Below are 21,798 nucleotides of genomic sequence, written 5' to 3'. Positions count from 1 at the left end.
GGGATTATGAGTGTCATCCTTTTTCTGCCCGAACCGGCAGATCCCTGCAGTAATTGGATCAGTATTATACCGTATGAGAATAAATTTAGATTGACTAATCAGTCGATAGGGGTAAAGCCAGGATGCTATATAGAAAAGTGCCGAAAACAGGAGACGAGCTCTCGATCCTCGGCTACGGGTGCATGAGGTTCCCGCAGAAGAACGGGAGGATAGATTACGAATACACGAAGGAGCTCCTCGTGCATGCGATGGAATCGGGAATCAACTACCTCGATACGGCATGGGGATATCATAACGGGCAGAGCGAGGAGGTCGTCGGAAAGATTCTTGAAGAGACAGGTTCGAGAGACAGGGTCAGGATAGCGACGAAACTCCCGCACTGGCTTGCGTCTTCGCGGGAGGACATGGACGGATACCTCGATAAACAGCTTAAAAGGCTGAGAACCGGCCATATAGACTATTACCTCATCCACGACCTCACAAAGGGGGGGTGGGAGAAGATAAAGACCATGGGCTTTGCGGATTTTCTCGACAAGGCAAAGAAAGACGGCCGGATAACTTATGCCGGATTCTCCTTCCATGACGATATAGAAACCTTCAAAGAGATAGTCGACGGCTATGACTGGGACTTCTGCCAGATACAATACAACCTCATCGATACGACCAACCAGGCGGGAACGGAAGGGCTTGAATATGCCGCCTCGAAGAACCTCGCCGTTATGATAATGGAGCCGCTGAGAGGCGGAAATCTCGCCAGGATCCAGCCTGCCGAAGTCGGTAAAATCTGGGAGGAGGCGAAGACCAGAAGGACGCCTGCCGAATGGGCGCTCAGGTGGCTGTGGAACAGGCCTGAGGTTACGGTCGTTCTTTCGGGGATGACTGAAACGGATCAGCTTGACGAGAATCTCAGGATTGCAGAAGAGGGGCTCCCGGGCTCGCTCACTGAAGAAGAACTGGAGCTTGCAAAAAGAGCGGGCGAGAAATACAGGGAGATAATGAAGGTCGGCTGCACAGGCTGCAGCTACTGCATGCCCTGCCCGTTCGGTGTCAATATTCCTGCCTGCTTTGAGATCTACAACAGCTATCATATGTTCGACGACAAGCGGCATGAAAAGTTCATGTACATGTCGAGGCTCGGCGGGCTCCTGAACAAAAAATCTGCCGCATCCCTGTGCAGGAACTGCGGAAGATGCGTGAAGGCCTGCCCGCAGCATATCGATATCCCGAACGAACTCAAAAAAGTCAAAAACGATATGGAAGGTCCTGTCATGAAGATAATCGTCCCCGTATCAAGGATCTACGTCCCGCTCAGAAAGAAGCTCGATCTCCTTAGGAAAAGATAAAATGGAAGATGGAAACCACAAAAAAAGGCCGATCGCCGATAAGAGAAAGGCGATTCTTGATTCGGCACTGGCACTCTTTACAGAGAGAGGCTTTCACGGGACGCCGACATCCCTCATTGCCAGCGAAGCGGGCGTTGCGACAGGAACGCTCTTTCACTACTTTGCCACCAAAGAGGAGCTTATCGAAGAGCTGTACCTCGACATAAAAAGGGAGGCGGGGAACGAGGTGGGGAGAGGAACGGAGATTAGGGGAGATTTGGATTCGGATCTGATGAAAATCTCCTCCAACTACTTTTTTTGGGGCATAAAAAATCCCGCAAAGATAAAGTTCATGGAGCAGTTCTGCCTTTCTCCATATGTTCCTGCAGACACCCGGGAGGAGGGCATTTCAAACTTTCTCTTCCTTTCGGAGATCATCGAATCAGGGATAAAATCAGGTCAAATAAAACCTCTCCCTGTGGAACTCACGATCAGGATGGCGACAAAATTTCTCAACGCATTAATCGAATATGCCGCCGCACCGGGACAGGGCTGCGACGCAGACGAGTTGTTCGGGCTTGCATACCCTGTTCTTGAAGACGGACTAAGGAACCGGGCGATCGCCTTCCCCGACAAAACCGGTTAAATACCATTCAAATTTAATAAATTATATTGCAAAAGTAGCAACAACAGGTGAAATATGAAGAAAGAGATCAAATCATTCGAAGAAGCCGCCGAATTCCACGGGCATGTCTGCCCCGGGCTCGCAATAGGATACAGGGCGGCTGAAGTAGGGCTCGACGAACTTCTTTCAGGCAGGTCCGAAGACGAAGAGCTCGTATGCATAGCCGAAAACGACTCCTGCAGCATCGACGGAATCCAGTTCGTCACAGGGTGCACATTCGGCAAAGGAAACCTGATCTTCAGGGACCACGGAAAACAGGTCTACACTTTCATCCTCCGCGACAAATCAGATGCCGTAAGGATCTCACAGAAACCTGAGTTTGCAATGAATTCCGCACCGGAGGCCCCCCAGCTTATGAAAAAGTTCTTTTCCGGAGAAACATCGGAGGAGGAGACTGCAAGGTACCATAAGATGAGAAGCGATATGGTGGAGCAGTACCTGACCCGGCCGGCGGATGAGATCTTCGTGATCGAACATGTAAAAGCCGAGATCCCTGAAAAAGCAAGGCTTTTCAACTCGGTAAAATGCGCCGAATGCGGTGAGGTTGTCTCAGAGTCGCGTGCAAGAGTGAAGAACGGAAAGATCGTCTGCATACCGTGCAGCAACGAATATGCGGGCATCAACCGCTGAATAAGGTGCACTTATGGATACGTTCGAAGTAAAACCCATCGGCAGGGTGATCAAATCCCCATACAAGGAGCGTGGCGACGCACCGAGGCAGGGAAGGCTTGAACCGGATAAGGAAGCGGAGATCGAGATCTTCGAGGAATACAGGGCCGGACTCGGTGGTCTCCCGGGTATCAGCCACTTATATGTCCTCCTCTGGTTCGACAGGGCTGAACGGGACACGCTTATCGGAAGACCGCCCCATCTCGGCGGAGAAGAAAGGCCGGTCTTCTGTACCAGATCCCCGGCACGCCCCAACCCCATAGGCCTCGATATAGCAGAGGTTCTCTCCGTCGAAGGCGGAATCATAAGAGTTGCAGGAATGGACGCACTCGAAGGAACGCCTGTAATCGATATAAAACCTTATACCCCTTCGATCGACTGCATCACCGGGGCAAAGGATCATTTTAAGGAAAAAAAATAAACTGATTTTCTTTTTTCAGATTTCAGACGAGAGCTGCCACACCTGTTTGCCGTACTCTCCCAGATCGACCCCGACATAGGCCTTTTCGGGATCAAAATCGTCCCCCTTGTCGATCTCAAAGATTATCAGGCTTTCATACCTTTCCAGCCGGTTGAGAGTTGTTTTGGTGTATACCTCCCCCATGTCCCCGATATAGCTGCCGATATTTACCGGAGTATACGGGTTCCCGTCATAATAAAAGACAAAGGAGCTGAGATCCGGTGTCGTGATCTGCGGACTCCCCTTCCCGCGGTACCCGAGATGCATTATGTCTACCACAACGCCAATGTAGCGCTTCCCGAACCCTGCTTCCCGGTACTCCATGGAGGTGCCCTCCTTGAGAAGCAGCCTGCTCTTCAGGTAGTAATTCGTAATTTTTATGGAGATGTCATTATTTTTCGCTGCATCCTTGTAATGGAAGGCAGTTCCCGCCGGGAGGCAGTCCGAATAAATGCCTGGGGAGGATGACGAGACAATCTGCAGCTCTTCAGGGTTATACCCGATTTCACCGATGCTTTCAAGAGCATTGTTGATCTGCTCTATACCTTCCCGGAGATCTTCGATGCTCTCCTCGTTATATATCTCGTCCGGAAGAAGGGCTTTGTCCCAGTAATGTGACCCTACCCTGGACAGTGACCTGACACCCGAGAGATATTCATCGATCAATGCCCTCGATTCATCATCCACAGAATAATTGATGATTCCCGAACTGAATTCACGCGACAGCTCCATAAGCTCCTCCGAATTTTTTTGTGTTTCTTCGATATTTCCGGCAGAAACACTTCTTCTTATACCGTCCACGCTCTCCATCAGTTCGTATGACTGCGACCTGAGATCGTATTTCAGGTTCTCATCAATGCCGGATGCATACAGGCTGTCTGTAATCCCGGAAGAAAGGACACCGGCAGGCAGATCTATCGCCCTGGACGGGTCTTCGTAATAGACGAGGTCCTCTTTACCCGAAACTATGTTCGACCAGTCGAAATAACTGATATAATCATCATCATTATCCCAGTATTTCTCCAGCTCTTCAAGATCTTCGGCTTCAAGGACGAAAGTCAACGCCCCGTCGCCTTCAGTGTCGTTAAAAGTGATTACGATTACAGCGATATCGTCACCTATGCTGGAGTTCGTAAGGTACCTGACGATCCTCGAGGCGTCGCTTTCGTACCACCAGATCGTATCCTTCATTTTTTCCTGCGAAGAGTCGGGCTCGAACGTGATGTTGTATTTTACGACATATTCGTGCGAGAGGTACGAAGGATTCGATATCAGCGGATCTGTTGTCGTCTTAAATACGCTGACATGGAAATTTTCGGCCATGGCCGCGGGGCCTTTATACTCGTACGCAGGATCGCGTATGATGAAAAAGAGTTCGTATTTGATCGAATCTGCTGCGTCAGATGTTTCATATGAGACGGATCTGTTGATCTCTTCCATTACCCTGCCGCTGAAATAACCGATGTCCTTTTCTTCCGCAGGATCGTTCATATCCAGGCCGACCTTCATATCGTCTACTATCGTCCGGTTGGTGTTCCGGAATGCCGTCCAGTCGAAACGGGTTGCATTTGCGCTGTCATTGATCGAACCGGCGGTGTCGCTGATGACGCTTACATTTTCCTGTCCCAGGATCCAGCAGCCTGCACCCGCGGACCCGGCCACCAGTGCCAGAATGAGGAGCGGCAGCCAGTATATACCGACTACATCAGCCATCTTTTCCACTCCGCTCCGGACTTCCAGTCGATTTTAATCGTAAGGGGGAGATTGTTTTTGTCATTTCGTGACTCCGGGAGTTTCCCGGAAAGCCGCTCATTCTTCCTCCCCGAAGACCACCTCTTCCATACGGCTCTTCCTGAACCTGTAGGTTCCCAGACTGACAACACTGACAAATCCTACTGTAAAGAGGACGAGAATTGCACTGCTTGCCGAAGACGCACCGGTTTGGCTGTTTATTGGTGCAGCCGTGCCTTCCTGTGTTGCAGCGTTTGAAGTCTGCTCTGCTGATGCATCCTGTTCCCCGGATAACCCGGTTTCGCTCGCGGCAAATAGTCCGTATATGGAGAAATGGCTTGCCGTGGCACTGACCGTCATCGTATCCTCGTCGAACGTAGTCTTGAGATCCTCCCATTTCTTCCCGGCCTTGTTGTAGTACCTTATCACCGGCTCCCTCCCGTCAAATGCCTGGTATTCGCCAAGTGAACTCAGGTAGAATATTATATCGATTCCTGGCGAGAATGTAGCCCCGGAAGGCTTGAAATCATAGGCTCTGCCCATGAATTCGTACACCGGCGAATCTTCGTTTTCAGGCACGGAGTCTTCATCGCTCTTCTCAATGACGATCTCGTCTATGGAGTTGCCGCTTTTATCCAGTGCCAGCGTGCCCTTGGAAAGGAATACCGCCACGAGACCGTCGTCCGAGGGAACCGTTGTATCCGCAAGTACCTTGCCCTCCTCCGAAGACTGCACCTCAGAGGGGTTTTCGGAGTTCTTATAGTCCAGTCTTCCACGCGAGGTAACTATCCTGTCAGATCCCGAAGAGTCGGATGATGAGACCGTTCCCGATGAATTTTCCTCTGTAGCCGCAAGACCGAACAATGACAGGCCGTTCGGCGAATATCCCTCGAAGACCATCAGGCCGCCGCTCATTCCGATATAAGTCGTGTTAAGAACCTCTTTCATGCCGTCCTCGGCTATACGGATGATCTTTATTGAGGAGATCCCTCCGTTCGCGTCCACCCAGGAGACCGGAACCGACATTGTAATTCTGGCTTCTTTGACGTCCTGGCCGTTTTTCAGGTTGGTCTTCAGGATGTTCATCGTATATGCGACTTTGCTTACGTCGAGGCCGCTCGAGCCTGCTGCAAGCTGGAATGCCGTGCCGACTCCCGAATCGCCCTCGTCCAGGATGACTTCAAGGGAAGCAGAACCCGGGATGCCGTTAAGCGAAACATTCACCGATCCGCTGACGCTCCCGACGCTGTCCATCGTGGTTTCGACAGGGTCTGTCTTGAGCTCGATGCCTGTTACATTGGACGAAACGTAGCTGCCCCCGTTTTCTACAGGGGTTTTGTCCGATTTTATTGTTATGACGCAGTTGCCGCTGTTGATTACGATATCGTTCCCGCTGATCCCCGCATCGGATGTATTTATGGAATACTCCCTGCTGCCGTCGCTGTTTTCGGTCAGCGTACCTGAATTGCTGATGGTTGCCGTCTTGCTGGAGTTTTTTACCCCGCTGATGGTTATTGCATTCTCTTTTACAACCATGTCGCTGCCGAATTTGTTCGATACCGTAAGAGCAACCGAGTAGGTTCCCGTATTCCTGTAGGTATATGACGGGTTCTGTGCAGTGCTGTCTATTATTCCGTCGTTTTCGAAGTCCCATTTCCAGCTTGTCGGGGTGTTTGCCGACTTGTCGGTGAATACGACAACGAGCGGAGCAGAGCCCGTCGCCGGGACGAGACCGAAGTCGGCCGCCGGGGATTCTCCACTGAGCTTCGCGACCGCGATATAGTTCCGCTTGAGGATATTGTCGGTTCCACGGCTGTTCTTGACGGTAAGCCTGACCGAATAATTTCCTGCATCATTATACGTGTGGGAAGGGCTCTGTTCGATGGAAGTTCCGCCGTCGCCGAACTCCCATTTCCAGCTTGTGATATTTCCTGTAGAATTATCGGTAAATTTTACCGTCAGCGGCTCCATGCCGGAGGTCTTATCCGATGTGAAGTCGGCAGCCGGAGGAGCTGTGTTATTCACGCTTATGTAATTCACCTTCAGCGTGTTGTTAGTGCCCTTCGAATTCGATATCGTCAGGTTGACCGAGTAAACGCCCGGCATGGTGTAGGTGTGGGACGGGTTTTCTTCCGTAGAGTTGGCGCCGTCGCCGAACTCCCACAGCCGCGAGGTCGGGGTTACTGAGGTCAGGTCCGTGAACGCGACACTGAGCGGAATCTCTCCCGAGGTCGTGCTGACGTTAAAGTCCGGAACAATCCCGTTGTCTTCCGAAACCGGAGCAATATAGACCGAATAGCCGCTCGAAACGCTGTTGGTGTCGATGATCGCCTGCTGCCCTGAGTTATTCTGGTTCCAGCCGTAGACATTGAAGGTGGCGAATGACGTCAGGTTCGTGAACGAATAATCAACTCTTATAGAGCCGTTGTTTTTGGTGTCTGCATAATCTAACCCGAGTGCTCCCGATAGTACGCCTGATTTGAGATCTATGAACATTACCCTGAACGTGTTGCAGGTTTCGTTCATATCCTCTCCTGAAAAGAGAGGATAGTCCTGGTTACCGGCTGCAGGTTTCCAGTCCTGGAGGCCGTAAGTGAAGTCGGCCTTTGCAAAGGCCCTGTTGATGGATGATGACGCGATATTTTCGGGCTTTTCTCCAGTATCTGACGGCGTCCACTTATTGCCGGATGCAGACATATCCAGGGAGAAATCATCCGGTACGGTTCCGTTGACAGCCAGCAGCAGTATGATGTCGTCCTGGAATCCGCGATCGCCCGTATATGTTACATAGAATTCTCCCGTCCGGTTGGCTGTCAGGTATGTGCTGCCGTCCGGAGAATCGGGGCTGGTCGATATGTGGAGGTCCGAGAGGCCGCCGCCATTTTCACATGTTCCGATATAATATGTCCCGTTCGCCTGTTTATCATAAGCGGGGGCGTTTGCCGTCTTTACGTAGATGTCGTTGTAACCGGGAAGTTCGGGAATATCGACGACTTCCACATACCCGGGCTTTGTTACGGTGCTATTGCCGTCTGAATTGTAGGCCGTTAAGTTGACGGTATAGAGTCGGGCGGCGGTATAGGTGTGAGACGGGTTCTGCTCGGTGGAAGTGCTGCCGTCGCCGAACTCCCACAGCCATGAAGTCGGCGAGTTTGTCGACCTGTCGGTGAAGTTAACCGCGAGCGGCGATTTTCCTACGCTGACGTTCGAGCTGAAGCCTGCCGAGGGGATGCTTGGCCATGCGGCGTTGATCAGCCTTTCGGCAAGACAGGTTGTCGTGCCGTTTTCATTGGATACGTTAAGCCGGACCGAATATGTTCCCGGGTAGGTGTATTTATGGGTCGGGTTCTGCTCGGTGGAGTTGCCTCCGTCGCCGAAATCCCATTCATAGCTTGTGGCACCTGCTGTCGAGTTGTCGGTAAATTTCACATCAAAAGGGACGTTTCCATCCACGGGAGATGCCGTGAAGTTCGCCTCCGGGACGATTCCGTAATCGATTACGAGGAACTGCTGTGAGGCTGCCATACACGGCGAATTGGAATCGGGGTAACTCTGGATGCCTATTACATTTCCGCTGGAGAGAAGGTTCGATCTTATATCGCGGGTATCGACCGCAACCTGGCCGCCGCCGCCTTCGCCGACAACGGCGCCGCTTCCGCCTGAATAATCCCAGACATATTCCGCAACGGTCTCTCCGTTAACGATAAGATTTCCTTCGCCGGGGTTATTGTCCCATCCGGCTCCTGCCGGAACGAAGGTGATAAGTTTTGTCGAATCTACGTTGGAGACGTTGATATCCATCCCCGAGAACTCCACCCAGGCGGTCGACTCTTCAGGAGTGGTGCCATAGGAAGTTAACGAGGCGCCAAGCAGATCAAAGCCTTCGTTTATGAAGATCTGTTTTCGGGTCGAAGTCGAATTCTCATATATCACGGCAAGCGTGAAGCCGTACAGCGAAAGCTTTGCATCGCCTTCACTGCGGGTGAACGTTGCACTGTTTTTAGAATTCTTTTCGTACAGGTCTGTTACATCGTATGACAGGAGACCGTAGTAGAAGTCGCTGTATGCACCGAAATTCGATACATCCGTGTCCAGGTAATCGTAAGATGTGTCGTTTCCGTTGAATGTAACGGAGATATTGTAGGGAACCTGGTAGCTGTTATCCCAGGTATAAGGAATATAAAGCCTTGCAGCTACAACTTTCGAATCATCAGGAACCGGGAGGTCTTCGGCGGTCCAGTCCACCGTATGGCTCAGCCACGAGCTGCCTCCTGCACTGCCTGACACGTACGAAGAGTTTCCAAACGAATGGATGATGTCCCCGTTGAGTTCGTACGTGTACTTAGTCGTGATATTGCTGCCGTCTTCCCAGTAGAGCGCCTTGCCTTTATAACCGTTGTACTTCACGGGTTTCGCGGGCCCGCTCTTATTGTTGTTCGTCTCGTCGACCTCAGGGATTTTGTTGTCGGGATCGACGACAGCCGTGTAGACTATGGTGCTTCCTTCGGATTCACGAATTGTCGGGTCGATAATCTGTACCTGGAGTGCTTCGCCGCTCTCCAGAGAGGCAACTGTTGTCCTGTTTACGGGGCCGAAGACATCGCTTGCATAGAGATCGATCTCGATATCGGTCACGGTCTCATTCCCGCCGTTCTTAAGGGATAATATGCGGACGGTATTCGGTTCGCGAGCAAATACCGCACTGCTGACCAGCGGAACAACACTTTCCGTTATGCTGATATCCGTGCCGGCCCTGAGCACCGATATGTAGCTGCTCTTTTCTTCGGTATTGGTGCCATAGCTGTTTCCGGCCGTAAGAGTCACGGTGTAATAGCCCGACGCACCGAAGGTATGCACGGGGTTCTGCTCATCCGAAGTTTCTCCGTCGCCGAAGTCCCAGGACCAGGAGTTCGGTGAGCCCGTCGATTCATCGGTGAATTTTACTGTCAGGGGAGGGGCGCCGGAGGTCACGTTCGCGCTGAAATCTGTCCCCGGTGCTGTTCCACCGGACGATTCTGCACCGGACACTGTCAGGAGTGCCAGCTGGATCTTGTAAAAGGTGCCTGAATCCGATTTAGTATATTCAAATGTGCTGTCCTGTCCGGAATTTAAATAACCAGTTACATTCCAGTCGTCGTATCCGAAGTATCCACCACTTAAAACTGGTGATCCAGATGAGAGCGACTCTTCATTGAATGTATATACTCCATCGACGCTCGCAGCATATATTGAAGTCAGGTTTGCGGTATCAAAACCGGAGAGTGAGGACGTACTGAATTTTGTTGAACCGATATAATTATCATAATTATAGTTTGCAGAATCATGCCCCTGGTTCACCCAGTAATAGATCTTATCTTCATCTCCGTCATCGTATGCGACGACAAGGGTGATGTGCTTGATCCTGCCGTCAGAACCTCCTCCTGTTGCCTTGACATTCACTTCAGACCCATTAATCGCGTCGGTGAGGTCATACCACATGAAATAGTCGCTCGTAACCCTGTTCACATGGTCGTTCAACCAGGCAGGAACGCCAGAGTAATCGACACTGTAGGCCTCGTTTTCCTGTATTTCATAGCCCTCTTCGCCATCGGCGTCGATGTCCATTGTCATCGAAAAAGACGTCGTGCCATCCATAGATGAACTGTAGACGCAAGCGTAAAGCCTCGCCCATTTGATCTCCTTATAGTCAGGCAGTGTGAATGTCTTTTCTGCATAAGTACCAAATCCAGGCCACGAATCATACCACAGCCCGCCGGATACGATACCTTCCTGCACGGTGGTCAAAGGTACCCCTCCGTTATAGCTGCCCGTGTTGAGTGGGGCGTCCACCGTCATTGTGACTGTTGCTTTTGTGGTACCGCCCGGTCCGGTGGCAGAAAGGGTGGCAGTTTGGGTTCCTTCGGTAACGTAAGTATGAACAGGGCTCTGCTCGGTTGAGTTTCCTCCATCGCCGAAGTCCCAGTACCAAGATGTCACGTTGCCTGTCGTTGTGTCAGTTAACTGGACGGTGAAAGGCACTCTGCCCAAAGAGGAGTTCGTGGTGAAAGAAGCGACAGGTGCGCTTTCTCCCGGAACAAGGCTCTCAACGGTGATATAATCGGTCTTCGATTCAACGCCATTGCCCGCAATGTTTGTCGCTGTGAGAGTCACGCTGTAGGTGCCGGATGCAATGTAGGTATGGATCGGGTTATGTTGTGTTGAATTGGTTGTGTCACCATCACCGAAATCCCACGACCATGAGGTCGGCAGATTCTCCGAAAGATCGTTGAATTGCACGGTCAGGGGAACATTACCGGAGATCGTTTCAGCACTGAAGTCCGCTACTGGGGCAACAAGATCTGTAACCGTTATATAATCAGTCTTCGATTCAATGCCGTCGCCAGCACTATTTGTCGTGGTAAGAGTCACGCTGTAGGTGCCAGCTTCAGCGTAGGTATGGACCGGGTTAGGTTCGGTTGAATTAGTAGTGTCTCCGTCACCGAAATCCCATGACCATAAGGTGGGGTAACCTGTCGACTCATCGGTGAAAATAACTGTCAGAGGAGAATAACCGGAGGTAGGTTCAGCACTGAAGTTTGCTACGGGGATAACGTCTGTAACTGTGATGTAACTGGTTGCAACATTAATGCCGCTACCCGCAAGATTTGTCGCTGTGAGGCTCACATCGTAGGTGCCGGCCGTCGCATAGGTGTGAACGGGGTTCTTTTTTGTCGCATTGGTGCTGTCGCCGTCACCAAAGTCCCAAAGCCACGAAGTTGGTGAATTTTCGGAGAGATCGTTGAATTTCACGGTAAGGGGAACATTACCTGAGGTCGATTCGGCGCTAAAGGCCGCTACGGGAGTTACAGCGTTTGTAACTGTGATGTAATCAGTCTCCAACTTGGTACCATCGCCCGCACTGTTTGTCGCAATAAGAGTCACGCTGTAGGTGCCGGATGTCGCATAAGTATGAATTGGATTCTGTTCGGTTGAATTAGTGGTGTCACCATCACCAAAATCCCATGACCATTCGGTTGGATCGTTGGTAGACTCATCGGTAAAATGAACAGTCAGGGGAGCATCACCGGAGGTAGGTGATACCGAAAATCCGGCCACAGGTGCCATCACACCCATAGTCCCAGTATTCTCATAACCATATGTGATTCCATCACTTGCACCGATCATAAGGTCATAGTCACCATCACCATCAAGATCGGCCAATGCCGGTGCTGCAGAATTGCCTACATCAGGGCTATCCCATTCGGATTTCGCAGTCCACTCTGGGCTACCCGAAGACCCGGTATTCTCATAACCATATGCAACGCCTTGAGATTCACCGATCATAAGGTCATAGTCGCCATCACCGTCAAGATCGGTCAAGGTTGGGTTTGAAGTAGAACCTATATCATCAGGGCTATCCCATTCTGATTTTGCAGTCCACTCCGGGCTACCCGGAGACCCGGTATTCTCATAACCATATGTGAATCCTGTAGATATTCCAATCATAAGGTCATAATCACCGTCACCGTCAAGATCGGCAAAAGCTGGTTTTGAAGCAGAACCTATATCAAGGGTATTCCAAGAAGATTTCGCAGTCCACTCCGGGCTACCCGGAGACCCGGTATTCTCATAACCATATGTGATTCCATCACTTGCACCGATCATAAGGTCATAGTCGCCATCACCGTCAAGATCGGCAAAAGCTGGTGATGCAACACTACCTATATCAGGGGTATTCCAGGAAGATTTCGCAGTCCACTCCGGGCCGCTCGAAGACCCAGTATTCTCATATCCGTATGTTACTCCTGAAACTGCACCGATCATAAGGTCATAGTCGCCATCACCGTCAAGGTCGGCAAAAGCCGCTGATGAAGAAGAACCTACATCTGGGGCGCTCCAGGAAGTGTTCAAAGTCCACTCCGGGCCACCCGCCATTGCCGGAATAATCATCAGAACTATGCATAATAATACAACCATATAAAACAGAAAAACGCGATGAACTGCGTTATTTTTTTGAGTCCCAATCACTCCCCTCATAGTTATAACCCTAGTAAATAATTTCTGCAACCACCAGCAGGTTATCCGGTGCACAGCCCCAATCCCGGTATTTACATATAAGAGCTACCGGAAATGTACAGCCGGATTCATCCTGGCAGACCTACTTGCCCGTTCCGGAATTCTCTCCTGATCAAACACAGGATGTGCAATATTTCAGCCCCCTTATGCACACCATGATCACCAGTCTGAAGCAAAGCCGGAAAAGTCATCTTGGTCTAACAAAATCTGTATTTCTTCATACGAAATATAACTTTCCAAATATTTGTGTTACTAAGTTATACCTGACTTAGCAAAAAGAGTATATCAGAGGAAGTATTTTTTCATAAAACTGTAGTGGAATTTTGCATGAAAATTTGCAAAACAGGCATATTTTCCTATATAACGGTCTTACCAGAGAATTTCACACACGCACTGGTGCACGGCGGTTCGACCCGCCCTGCACCTGATCTTTCAAAAAAAAGGAATCGGTCTATGCGAGACTAAAACCGCGGCTGCCGGTTCCTTTTTTTTACTGAATGTTATTCTTAGTACTCAACAACAAGTACCTGCTCAATATTAAGCATTCCTGTACGTGAAGTAGCCTGTATAGAGGCCACATTATCATCACCCGCGTCACTCAGATAACCTTTCACATCCGCAATATACGGGAATGCTGAATAGGAGGTCCCTTCCCATAAATAAGTTCCTACTGTATAATCGTTGAAGAACATGTTACCTTCTCCATCCGGTCCTCCTGTAGGATGTCCTGCGCTGGCAACAAAGCTGTAAAGGGTAGCACTCACAGCAGAATATTTGTCAATATATTCCTCGAATGGTACATACTCTGTCGCCTCCTCCGATGTGACGTTGTAATTATAATTCGGGAATTCAGTAATAGCGAGTTCGTCACATTCTTCGTTTATGAAGATCTGCCTTTGCGATTCGTTCGCATTCGCATAGACGACCACAAGACTACTTGGGTAGAGAGCCTGAACGTATCCGCTTGTGCTCTGTGTCATGTTCAGGTAGTTATACCCATTTGCGTCGTAATAATCAGTCACATTTAATGAAATCAGCCCGTACTTCTTGTCACCGTATGATCCTATATTGCTCTGGTCGGTATAGTTGTTTAAGGGTATTACAGATGCATTATCATTGAATTTCATTCCGAAACCAGCCATACCAGTGGAGGTATTATCCCAGTTATATGAAACATACAGCCAGGCACCCAGAACCGTTGAACCGTCAGGTACAACCAGATTTGCCGGAGTCCAAACTTCGCTTCTTGTACCCCAAGACGTTGATGCGTACTTTGCTTCAGTCTGGTTGTAATAAGTCATGTTGATATTTCCCTCATATGTGTGCTTCGTCGTAATGTCAGAAGCACCGGTCCAGTAGCGTTTGCCCTTATATCCATTAAACAATACTTCATAACCTGAAGTGGTCAGTGTATTATTGTCATAATTGGATTCTGCATTCGTACAGTTGACCTGAACAGTGTAGGTCACCGTACTGCCCTGTGAAGTGCGAATTGTGGGGTCAATGAGTGTTACAGTCGCACAAGCACTGGCAGCAATATCTCCGATCGGATAATTTACTACAACAGGATTAGATGCTGCATCTGTTACAGAGAGACTGACCACGGCATCTGAAGCAGTTTGATCGCCAGCGTTACAAACAGTGACAACCATAGAATTGTTCTCATTGGCATAAATTTCACCAGCGTACTTATAGTTTGTACTCGCACTGCTGACGTAAAGATCAGGTAGAGCCGAAGCCGTTCCAACAAGGAAGATCAAAAAGATCGAAATCAGTGCGATCTTTTTTATCGATCCATTTATTGCTTTTCCATTCATATTTTCATCTCTCATTAATTCATTTTCTCAAATTTTTTATCGAAACGCGGCCGGCTTAAGGGTCTCCGGGCAATCGACTTTGCTCAAAGCCCCTCCTGCGGCCGTTTCCGGTGAAACTCTTACTGGTAGTTGCCAGCTGCAACCGGCGCAACCATGAAATAAAGTGAAAAACGAGATACTCATGGCTCTGAGGATTTGCAATTCACATTTTCTCACGGTTATGCCCCCACCTTTTGCAAGGGTAGGATCGCCCAGGCTGAACACCTCCTGAGCATGTAAAAGCATGATTTTCATATTACTTAATACTATTTTTTTAATAAAAAATTTTCAAAAATATTTCTATAGTATAATTAGATAATACAAAAATAATTCCAATGTTAAAAAGTGTTACAATAATAATATTAGTTGCAATTAGTATTAAAAATTATAACTTTTTTATTACCCCGGCCCGGGAAACAAAAGAACCGGGGAGAAAAATAAAATTAATCCAGGTCCACATGGCATAAAGTCGTCTCCAGCGGATTTATAATTACGTCCTCGACGGTTTCGGTGCTCTCCTCCCCGACAACTTTCACGGTGATTCCGCCGATATCCATATACCTGAACGTATAAGGCGTAGTCTTTCCCGTGTCCCTGTTATACAGGTAGATCTTCGCTCCCGAAGGATTGCTCGTCACTTCCAGCGAGCCGTAGATATAGGATTCGAGATCGATCTTAAGCTTTGCATCGTACTCCGCCTCGTCGGGAGTCAGGAGTATCTCCTCCCCGCCTCTTATATAGCCGGGCTTTGAAACCTCGACATAATGAGCGCCGTCGGAGAGCCCGTCTATTGCATACGGTGTGCTGTACCCCGTATCATATCCGTCGACATAGATCTCAGCCCCGTCCGGGTCCGACTCTACGAGAATCTTCCCGAACCTGTACTCCCGTGGCCTGATATCGTTCAGTTCTTTATCGGAATACGCATGAATGTTATGAGAGAGATACTTCCCGTCTTCATAAAACGTAATGAAGCTGTTCGCCGAACCGACGGCTACCACCTTCGGAAGCTCGTACTCGGGAAGGTGCCCGTTGATAGTGAAATAATACCCGTCGTATTCTATCGAATCGATATCGGCACTATTACCCGAAGACGGCAGAACATCGAAACTCACCGGCATTACGGAGCCGGAGTCTACCCAGACCTTCTTCGAACTCTCGGAATATTCGATATTCGTCTTCTTGACCTTTATCGTATTGAGTCCCTCTTTTAGCCCGTAGAACACACAGGGGGTCACCATTTCCGTATTATACCCGTTAACGTAGACGGTAGCACCGTCAGGATACGACGTTACATATACGCCTCCTATGCCCCCGAGATCGGAGATCCCGATAAAGCCGTCATATTTCCTTTCCTTTACCAGTTTAATTCCGGTCTGGAGATCGGCGTTTACAGTCGTATTTTCAGACAGCAGGAACTCCTCGCTGTAGGGATCGAAGTCCTCAAGCTCGAGCTCAAGCAGGTGATCCCCGCCGCGGAGGGTGAAAACGGCAGGAGTTGTCTTCCCTGTATAGTTGCCGTCTAGGAATATCTTAGCAGAAGAAGGGCTCGAAGATATCCGGACTTCAAAATCGTTCAGGGTCGGATCGATCTCGATTACCTCGGGTTTAGCGGAAACATCCGCGACGGATTCTGTCGGAGCTGCGGTGGTAGAATTCAAAATCGCACCAGGCTCAGCCTGAATCTCCCCACCGGACTCCCCGCCCCCGAGGAAAGAGGAGATCGCATCCGCAATTATATTCAGGGGAAAGATCAGGTCCGATGAACCGGAATTTCCCTGCGAATATACAATTGCATATGTACCCAGTTCGGAGATCCTTGCGGACAGGGTGCCGCTTTCCCTGTCGTACTTCGACACAGTCTCCCTGGTCTCCCCGGATTCCTCGTCATAGTACACCAGTTCCGGGTCTCCGCTGCCCACGGACTCAGGAACGGCCGCCTCTATAAGAACCGGAATATCGCTCTTTGCACCAGAGGGGCCGATCGTGTACGCCCATGAAAAATTCCCTGCATCCGATTTTTTTATCGTAATGCTGTCCACCGGCATTCCCGACGAATAGGCCAGTGAAGAGCCCTCGTACACCAGCAATACAATAGTTCCGTTGCCGAAGACGATATGCTCGGCACCGGTCCTTCCTCCGGAAAGAGACAGCGGATACGTGGCCGATGTCTGGCCCGGAGACAGGACACCGGACTCCTCTTCATCCCCAGTCTCTTCAGTCATACCGGTGCCGCCCGAATGTTTTAGAACCAGAACTGCGACGCGGTTCTCCATATAATCTCCTTTATCCCCCGAGACATAGCTCTGGACATAAAGCCTGTTCCCGGAATTCCTGACATAAGGCCCGACATCCAGGACGGCCGTACTGATATCAGAAGAGCCGCCCTCAAGGAGATTGAAGCCTTCGTAATCGTTGAAGACCAGCCGGTTCTCGTCGCCCTCCAGCCCGCTCGCTGCAGTCGAGATCATATACAGGGTGCCGGACGCAACCGAACTTACACCACCGCTGAACTTAACCGATGTAGTGCAGTTTTCGGTATCCGTACCGAACTCATCGGACGCGAGAAGTGTGTCGCAGCCCTCGGCGATCCAGTAAGAGGTCAGAGGCGAATCGGGATCTGAATAAACGATCACGAGAGAGGCGCCGTAAAGGGCGAAGGCATCATCCTTTCCCCCTGTATTCTTCACGGATACGCTGTATTTTCCCGAGCCTTCGACCTCGTCCGAGACATTGTAGCAGGTCGTCTCGAGAATATAGTTGTATATCCCCTCTCCCTTCCTGTCCCTGTAGGATTTTTCTATGGATATCTCTTTTCCGTTGAATTCGGTTCCAATATTCGGGCTTACACCCTCTTTTTCAACCGTATCGTGGCTCCAGGTAGAGTACAGGTACAGTCTTGCACCCACCACCCCGGAACCCTCCGGCAGGGAGACATCGAGCGAATATTCCCTGGAATCTCCCTTATTAAGAAGCCCGGTATAACTGCTGGCATTTACGACTTCGACACCGCCATTAAGGCTGCCCTTATCATAGACCTCAAGCTCCTTTCCCGTATAGCCGTAACTCTCTTCTTCGGCTGCACTCGTGTCAGGATGCTCCAGGACAAGAACCGCAATCCTGTTCTCCATGTAATCCCCGCTGTCACCGGATTGGTAGCTCTGGATCGACAGTTCGTTCTTCGAGCTCTTCAGGTACGGCTTCACATCAACAGATGCGGTGCTCACATCCGAAGAGCCGGCGTTAAGGAGATCGAACGCCTCGAAGTCGTTGAAAATAATCCTGTTCTCCTCGCTATCAATACCGTCTGCGCCGGTGGAGACAACATAAAGGGTGCCGTTTGTAACCGAATCGGCATCACCGGTAAAAGTAACAGTTGTCGTACTGTCTTCGGTATCAATCTCGTACTCGTCGGATGCCATGACGGCGTCGCAGCCCTCGGCGATCCAGTAAGAAGCCGAAGGCGAGTCCGGGTTGGAGTATACAACCACAAGAGAAGCCCCGTAAAGGGCGAATACATCATTGGAGTCCTCTCCACTGTTCTTTATCGAAACATCATACTCCCCGGAACCGCCGACATCCCGAGAGACATCGTAGCAAGTGGTCTCGATAGTGTATTTAGATCCCCCGTCGACCTTCAGGTCCCTGTAGGATTTCTCGCCGTCCAGCTCCCTGCCGCCGAACCTGACCTCCATCTCCGGCACCACGTCCTCCTTGACGGAGGTATTGCAGCTCTCAGCCGAATAAAGGTACAATCTTGCATATTCAACAGTCGAACCTTCAGGAAGAGAGACATCAAGCGAATATTTCGTCGATTTTCCCCTCTTCAGGAGCCCGGAATATTTGCTGGCATTTGCAATCGCAACACCGCCTTTGACGGTTCCTTTCTTATACACCTCGAATTCTTTGCCTTCATAGCTGTTCGGTTCGAGGTTAAAACTGACAGTCGCTATTTCACCTTCGTCCACATCGACGTAGACCGGGTCTGGATCGTAATAGAAGTCCTTGTGGACGGAAACCGAATAACTGCCCTCCGGAAGATTGATGAGAGAGTTGGTAACCATTTCCTGGTCTTCGCCGTCTATATAAATCTCGGCTCCCCGGGGGTTGGACTCTACGCTGATGCCCATCTCCCCCTGCTTTACAGACAGAAATGCCAGTGGAATTTTATAAAATGCCCCTTTATCTGTCCAGTCACTGACCGATGTGCCCAGACGGGCATAAGTCATTTCACTTTTACCTCCGATGCTGGAGACCGAATCCGTAACATCCCACTGCTGGTAGCCGCTGTATGTACCGGTAGAGGGTTCGGTGTCCAGCAGCTCATCGTTGAAGGTGTAGATACCGTTTTCGCTTGCAAGGTGGACCACGCTGAGTGTCGCGGAATCTATCTGGAAGTCGTCGGGAAGCTCCTTCGTATCGAACTCGGTTTTGCCTGTATAAGTCATACCGCTCTCCTCCACATAGTAGGAGTGAACGTCATGGCCCTGGTTAACCCAGTAGTAGACTTCGTCCATGTCCCCGTCGTCATAGGCCACCACCAGAGTGATCAGTTTGATCCTGCCGTCAAAAGTACCCGTATAACCCGGGGCCTTGTCCGTGCTGACATATGCCGTAACATCTCTCGAATTGATCTTGTCCGTAACATCATACCACATCAGGTAGTCGCTTGTGACCCTGTTGCAGTGGCCGTTAATCGAGACCGGTGTTACCCCTCCGTCGATCTCATAGACATATTCCTTATTTAACGTCTCGGTACCAAGACCCTTTTTCCCCCGGCCACCGTCAAATGAGACTATCGCCTGTCCCTGGTAATTATTCTTCATATTGCCGCAGTAGACGACAACATAAAGGCGTGCCCACTTAATATCGGTGTAATCCGGGATTTTAAAAGTTTTTTCAGCAGAATTCGGCTGATTCGAAGACCCGCCGGCTATACCGTAAAGCGAGTCGAACCACAGGTCCCCCGAAACAATTCCGCTCTGTACGGTCACCGGTTTCTCCCCGCCGACGTACTGGTCGGCAGATGCCGGGGACGCCACCAGCAGACAAAGGATAAACCCTAAAATACAGGCAGTCAGATAGGTTTTTTTCAGTTTCATAGTATTATCTTTCATTTTTCCACCACGATCAAGGATCGTCATCTCCCCGCCCGAATCGCGTCGACAGGGTTCAGGTTTGCCGCCTTCAGTGCAGGATATATTCCTGAAAGAACCGACAATATTACGGCTATCACCAGCCCCTCAAGGAGCAGCCATCCGGTAATCAAAGTTATGTCCGAATCGTAAAAAGAAGAAAAGCCTTCGCCAAGCTGGGATATTATGAACGGCTTTCCCACGATATTTATCCCGGCAGAGAGGCCGATCCCGAGAATATCGCCGATTATTCCGCCGATTATTCCCAGGTACAGGCATTCAAGAAGAATGAGGCAGATAACATCCTTCCTCGAAGCACCGACGGCCATCGTAATCCCGATCTCTCTCGTTCTCTCGAATACGGAAATAACCATCGTATTGACTATCATAAGGGCGCCGATGATGAGCGAAACACCGGTAAAGAACGACAGAACAAGAATAACAGTGTCCATCAGCTTATTGACCGACTCTATCTCCTCGAACGCACCTGAAACCCCGAGGCCCATCTTCTTGATGCTCTCTGCAACCTCCAGGACATTGTCCGGCGAATCCACACGGACATAGACCAGGTCGTAGCTGTCGCCGTAGCCCTTAATCTCCATCAGGGTATCGATATCCATAAGCACGAGGTTGTCGAACTCGTCATCCCTCTCACCGAGCACGCCGTTCACCGCGAAGACCTCGGTCCGGTCCTCGGGTGCACCCGATTCGCCGTAGTCCCGTATAAGGACCGTCAGGTCGTCGCCTTCCCTCAGGCCCTCGTTTCTCCTCAGCTTCTCCTCGATATCATGGCCCAGGACGATCCCCTTACCGTCATACGGCCCCCCGCTCGAATATTCTGGTTCGAGCAGCTCCTCAAAACCCCCGCTCTCCATACCGACGATTCCCAGGTAAGTCTGCCGCGTAGTCGCAAAAGAAGCCTTCACAGCAGGAACAGCCGTAACTATCCCGGAAATCCCGGACAAGGCCTTCACCTTGCTGTCAGTAAGCGGTATTACCGTCCCGTCCCTGATATCCGGGGTCACCTCGATGAAAGTCAGGTCGGACTGCTCTTTTATCATGTCGATCGACTGGGACCTTATCCCCTCCCCAAGCGAGACAATCCCGACAAGGGCCGCAACACCTATCGCAATGCCCAGTGCGGTCAGGATTATGCGGCCCTTCTTTCTCATCAGCTGCTTAAACGCGATGCGGGCATAATCCGCGTATCTTCCCATGATCAGACCACCATCCCGTCCGAAATACTGATCGTCCTGTCCGCATGCGACGCAAGATCCGAATCATGGGTGACTATGACGAAGGTCGTTCCCTGCGTCCTGTTCAGGTCCTTTATGAGCCCGAGTATCGACTCTCCTGTCCCGGAATCGAGATTTCCCGTCGGTTCGTCCGCAAGGACGAGGAGGGGTTTGTTTACGAGGGCTCGTGCAATGGCGATCCTCTGCTGCTCTCCTCCCGAGAGCTCCTGCGGGTAGTGATCCCCCCTGTTCATGAGCCCCACCTGTGCGAGAAGATAGTCCACCCTCTCCAAGCGCTCTGCAGGAGGGTGGTAATTGAAGAGGAGCGGGTACTCAATGTTCTCCCTCGCCGTAAGGTTCGGAATCAGGTTGAACTGCTGGAATACGAAGCCGATCACAGTTCTCCTGATCTTTACCAGCGAGGCCGGGTTGGCGTAATCTATGTCACAGGAGTTGATCCTGACAGTCCCCGAAGTCGGGCTGTCGAGGCAGCCGATGATATTCATTAGCGTGCTCTTCCCGCTCCCGCTCCTCCCGACGATTGCAGCGAACTCTCCCCTCTCTATACAGAAATCGACGTTCGAAAGGGCTGAAACACTCTCGTTGTACCTCTTGCAGAGGCCGCTTGTTTCGACAATAGGATTCATAGC

General features: G+C 50.4%; 10 protein-coding genes. 4 read left to right on the top strand and 6 right to left on the bottom strand.

The genetic code is table 11. The features are described 5' to 3' along the window. The first annotated feature begins 122 nt into the window (after positions 1-122). Genes MPET_RS00160 through tsaA form a run of 4 tightly spaced genes read left to right on the top strand, consistent with a single transcriptional unit; the run spans position 123 to position 3,097 of the window. On the top strand, positions 123-1,343 hold the full coding sequence (locus tag MPET_RS00160; protein WP_013327992.1) for an aldo/keto reductase: 1,221 nt from the start codon (positions 123-125) through the stop codon (positions 1,341-1,343). A gap of 1 nt (position 1,344) precedes the next feature. Next, complete coding sequence (locus MPET_RS00155; RefSeq protein WP_013327991.1) at positions 1,345-1,968, top strand: TetR/AcrR family transcriptional regulator; 624 nt, start codon at positions 1,345-1,347, stop codon at positions 1,966-1,968. Between the two features lie 54 nt (positions 1,969-2,022). Further along, positions 2,023-2,637: an FmdE family protein gene (locus tag MPET_RS00150; RefSeq protein ID WP_013327990.1), complete on the top strand. Its 615-nt coding sequence runs from the start codon at positions 2,023-2,025 to the stop codon at positions 2,635-2,637. A gap of 13 nt (positions 2,638-2,650) precedes the next feature. Then, positions 2,651-3,097, top strand: a complete 447-nt coding sequence (tsaA, locus tag MPET_RS00145; RefSeq protein WP_013327989.1) for a tRNA (N6-threonylcarbamoyladenosine(37)-N6)-methyltransferase TrmO — start codon at positions 2,651-2,653, stop codon at positions 3,095-3,097. 15 nt (positions 3,098-3,112) lie between these two features. Here the strand turns inward: tsaA and MPET_RS00140 are convergent, their stop codons facing one another. The 6 genes from MPET_RS00140 to MPET_RS00110 all read right to left on the bottom strand — a co-directional run bounded on the left by MPET_RS00140 (position 3,113) and on the right by MPET_RS00110 (position 21,795). Continuing rightward, positions 3,113-4,849, bottom strand: coding sequence for a hypothetical protein (locus tag MPET_RS00140; protein WP_013327988.1), 1,737 nt, complete (start codon positions 4,847-4,849; stop codon positions 3,113-3,115). A gap of 96 nt (positions 4,850-4,945) precedes the next feature. Then, positions 4,946-12,823, bottom strand: coding sequence for a PKD domain-containing protein (locus MPET_RS15640; RefSeq protein ID WP_318238897.1), 7,878 nt, complete (start codon positions 12,821-12,823; stop codon positions 4,946-4,948). Positions 12,824-13,428: 605 nt separating this feature from the next. Beyond that, positions 13,429-14,754: a DUF3344 domain-containing protein gene (locus MPET_RS00130; RefSeq protein WP_048130416.1), complete on the bottom strand. Its 1,326-nt coding sequence runs from the start codon at positions 14,752-14,754 to the stop codon at positions 13,429-13,431. A gap of 467 nt (positions 14,755-15,221) precedes the next feature. Next, positions 15,222-19,895: a DUF3344 domain-containing protein gene (locus tag MPET_RS14260; RefSeq protein ID WP_187287563.1), complete on the bottom strand. Its 4,674-nt coding sequence runs from the start codon at positions 19,893-19,895 to the stop codon at positions 15,222-15,224. Between the two features lie 23 nt (positions 19,896-19,918). Continuing rightward, a complete protein-coding gene (locus tag MPET_RS00115; protein WP_013327983.1) occupies positions 19,919-21,130 on the bottom strand; it encodes an ABC transporter permease in 1,212 nt (403 codons plus the stop codon). 2 nt (positions 21,131-21,132) lie between these two features. After that, complete coding sequence (locus MPET_RS00110; RefSeq protein WP_013327982.1) at positions 21,133-21,795, bottom strand: ABC transporter ATP-binding protein; 663 nt, start codon at positions 21,793-21,795, stop codon at positions 21,133-21,135. Between the last annotated feature and the right edge of the window lie 3 nt (positions 21,796-21,798).

Source organism: Methanolacinia petrolearia DSM 11571, from assembly GCF_000147875.1.
In the GTDB taxonomy this organism is placed as follows: domain Archaea; phylum Halobacteriota; class Methanomicrobia; order Methanomicrobiales; family Methanomicrobiaceae; genus Methanolacinia; species Methanolacinia petrolearia.
Note: the sequence above shows the minus strand (reverse complement) of the source record. Positions and strands in the feature narration are given on the sequence as shown.

What these genes read in the sequence shown, in the direction of transcription:
- MPET_RS00160 (WP_013327992.1), top strand. Translation starts at nt 123, where the DNA reads ATGCTATATAGAAAAGTGCCGAAAACAGGAGACGAGCTCTCGATCCTC.
- MPET_RS00155 (WP_013327991.1), top strand. Translation starts at nt 1,345, where the DNA reads ATGGAAGATGGAAACCACAAAAAAAGGCCGATCGCCGATAAGAGAAAG.
- MPET_RS00150 (WP_013327990.1), top strand. Translation starts at nt 2,023, where the DNA reads ATGAAGAAAGAGATCAAATCATTCGAAGAAGCCGCCGAATTCCACGGG.
- tsaA (WP_013327989.1), top strand. Translation starts at nt 2,651, where the DNA reads ATGGATACGTTCGAAGTAAAACCCATCGGCAGGGTGATCAAATCCCCA.
- MPET_RS00140 (WP_013327988.1), bottom strand. Translation starts at nt 4,849, where the DNA reads ATGGCTGATGTAGTCGGTATATACTGGCTGCCGCTCCTCATTCTGGCA.
- MPET_RS15640 (WP_318238897.1), bottom strand. Translation starts at nt 12,823, where the DNA reads ATGGTTGTATTATTATGCATAGTTCTGATGATTATTCCGGCAATGGCG.
- MPET_RS00130 (WP_048130416.1), bottom strand. Translation starts at nt 14,754, where the DNA reads ATGAGAGATGAAAATATGAATGGAAAAGCAATAAATGGATCGATAAAA.
- MPET_RS14260 (WP_187287563.1), bottom strand. Translation starts at nt 19,895, where the DNA reads ATGAAAGATAATACTATGAAACTGAAAAAAACCTATCTGACTGCCTGT.
- MPET_RS00115 (WP_013327983.1), bottom strand. Translation starts at nt 21,130, where the DNA reads ATGGGAAGATACGCGGATTATGCCCGCATCGCGTTTAAGCAGCTGATG.
- MPET_RS00110 (WP_013327982.1), bottom strand. Translation starts at nt 21,795, where the DNA reads ATGAATCCTATTGTCGAAACAAGCGGCCTCTGCAAGAGGTACAACGAG.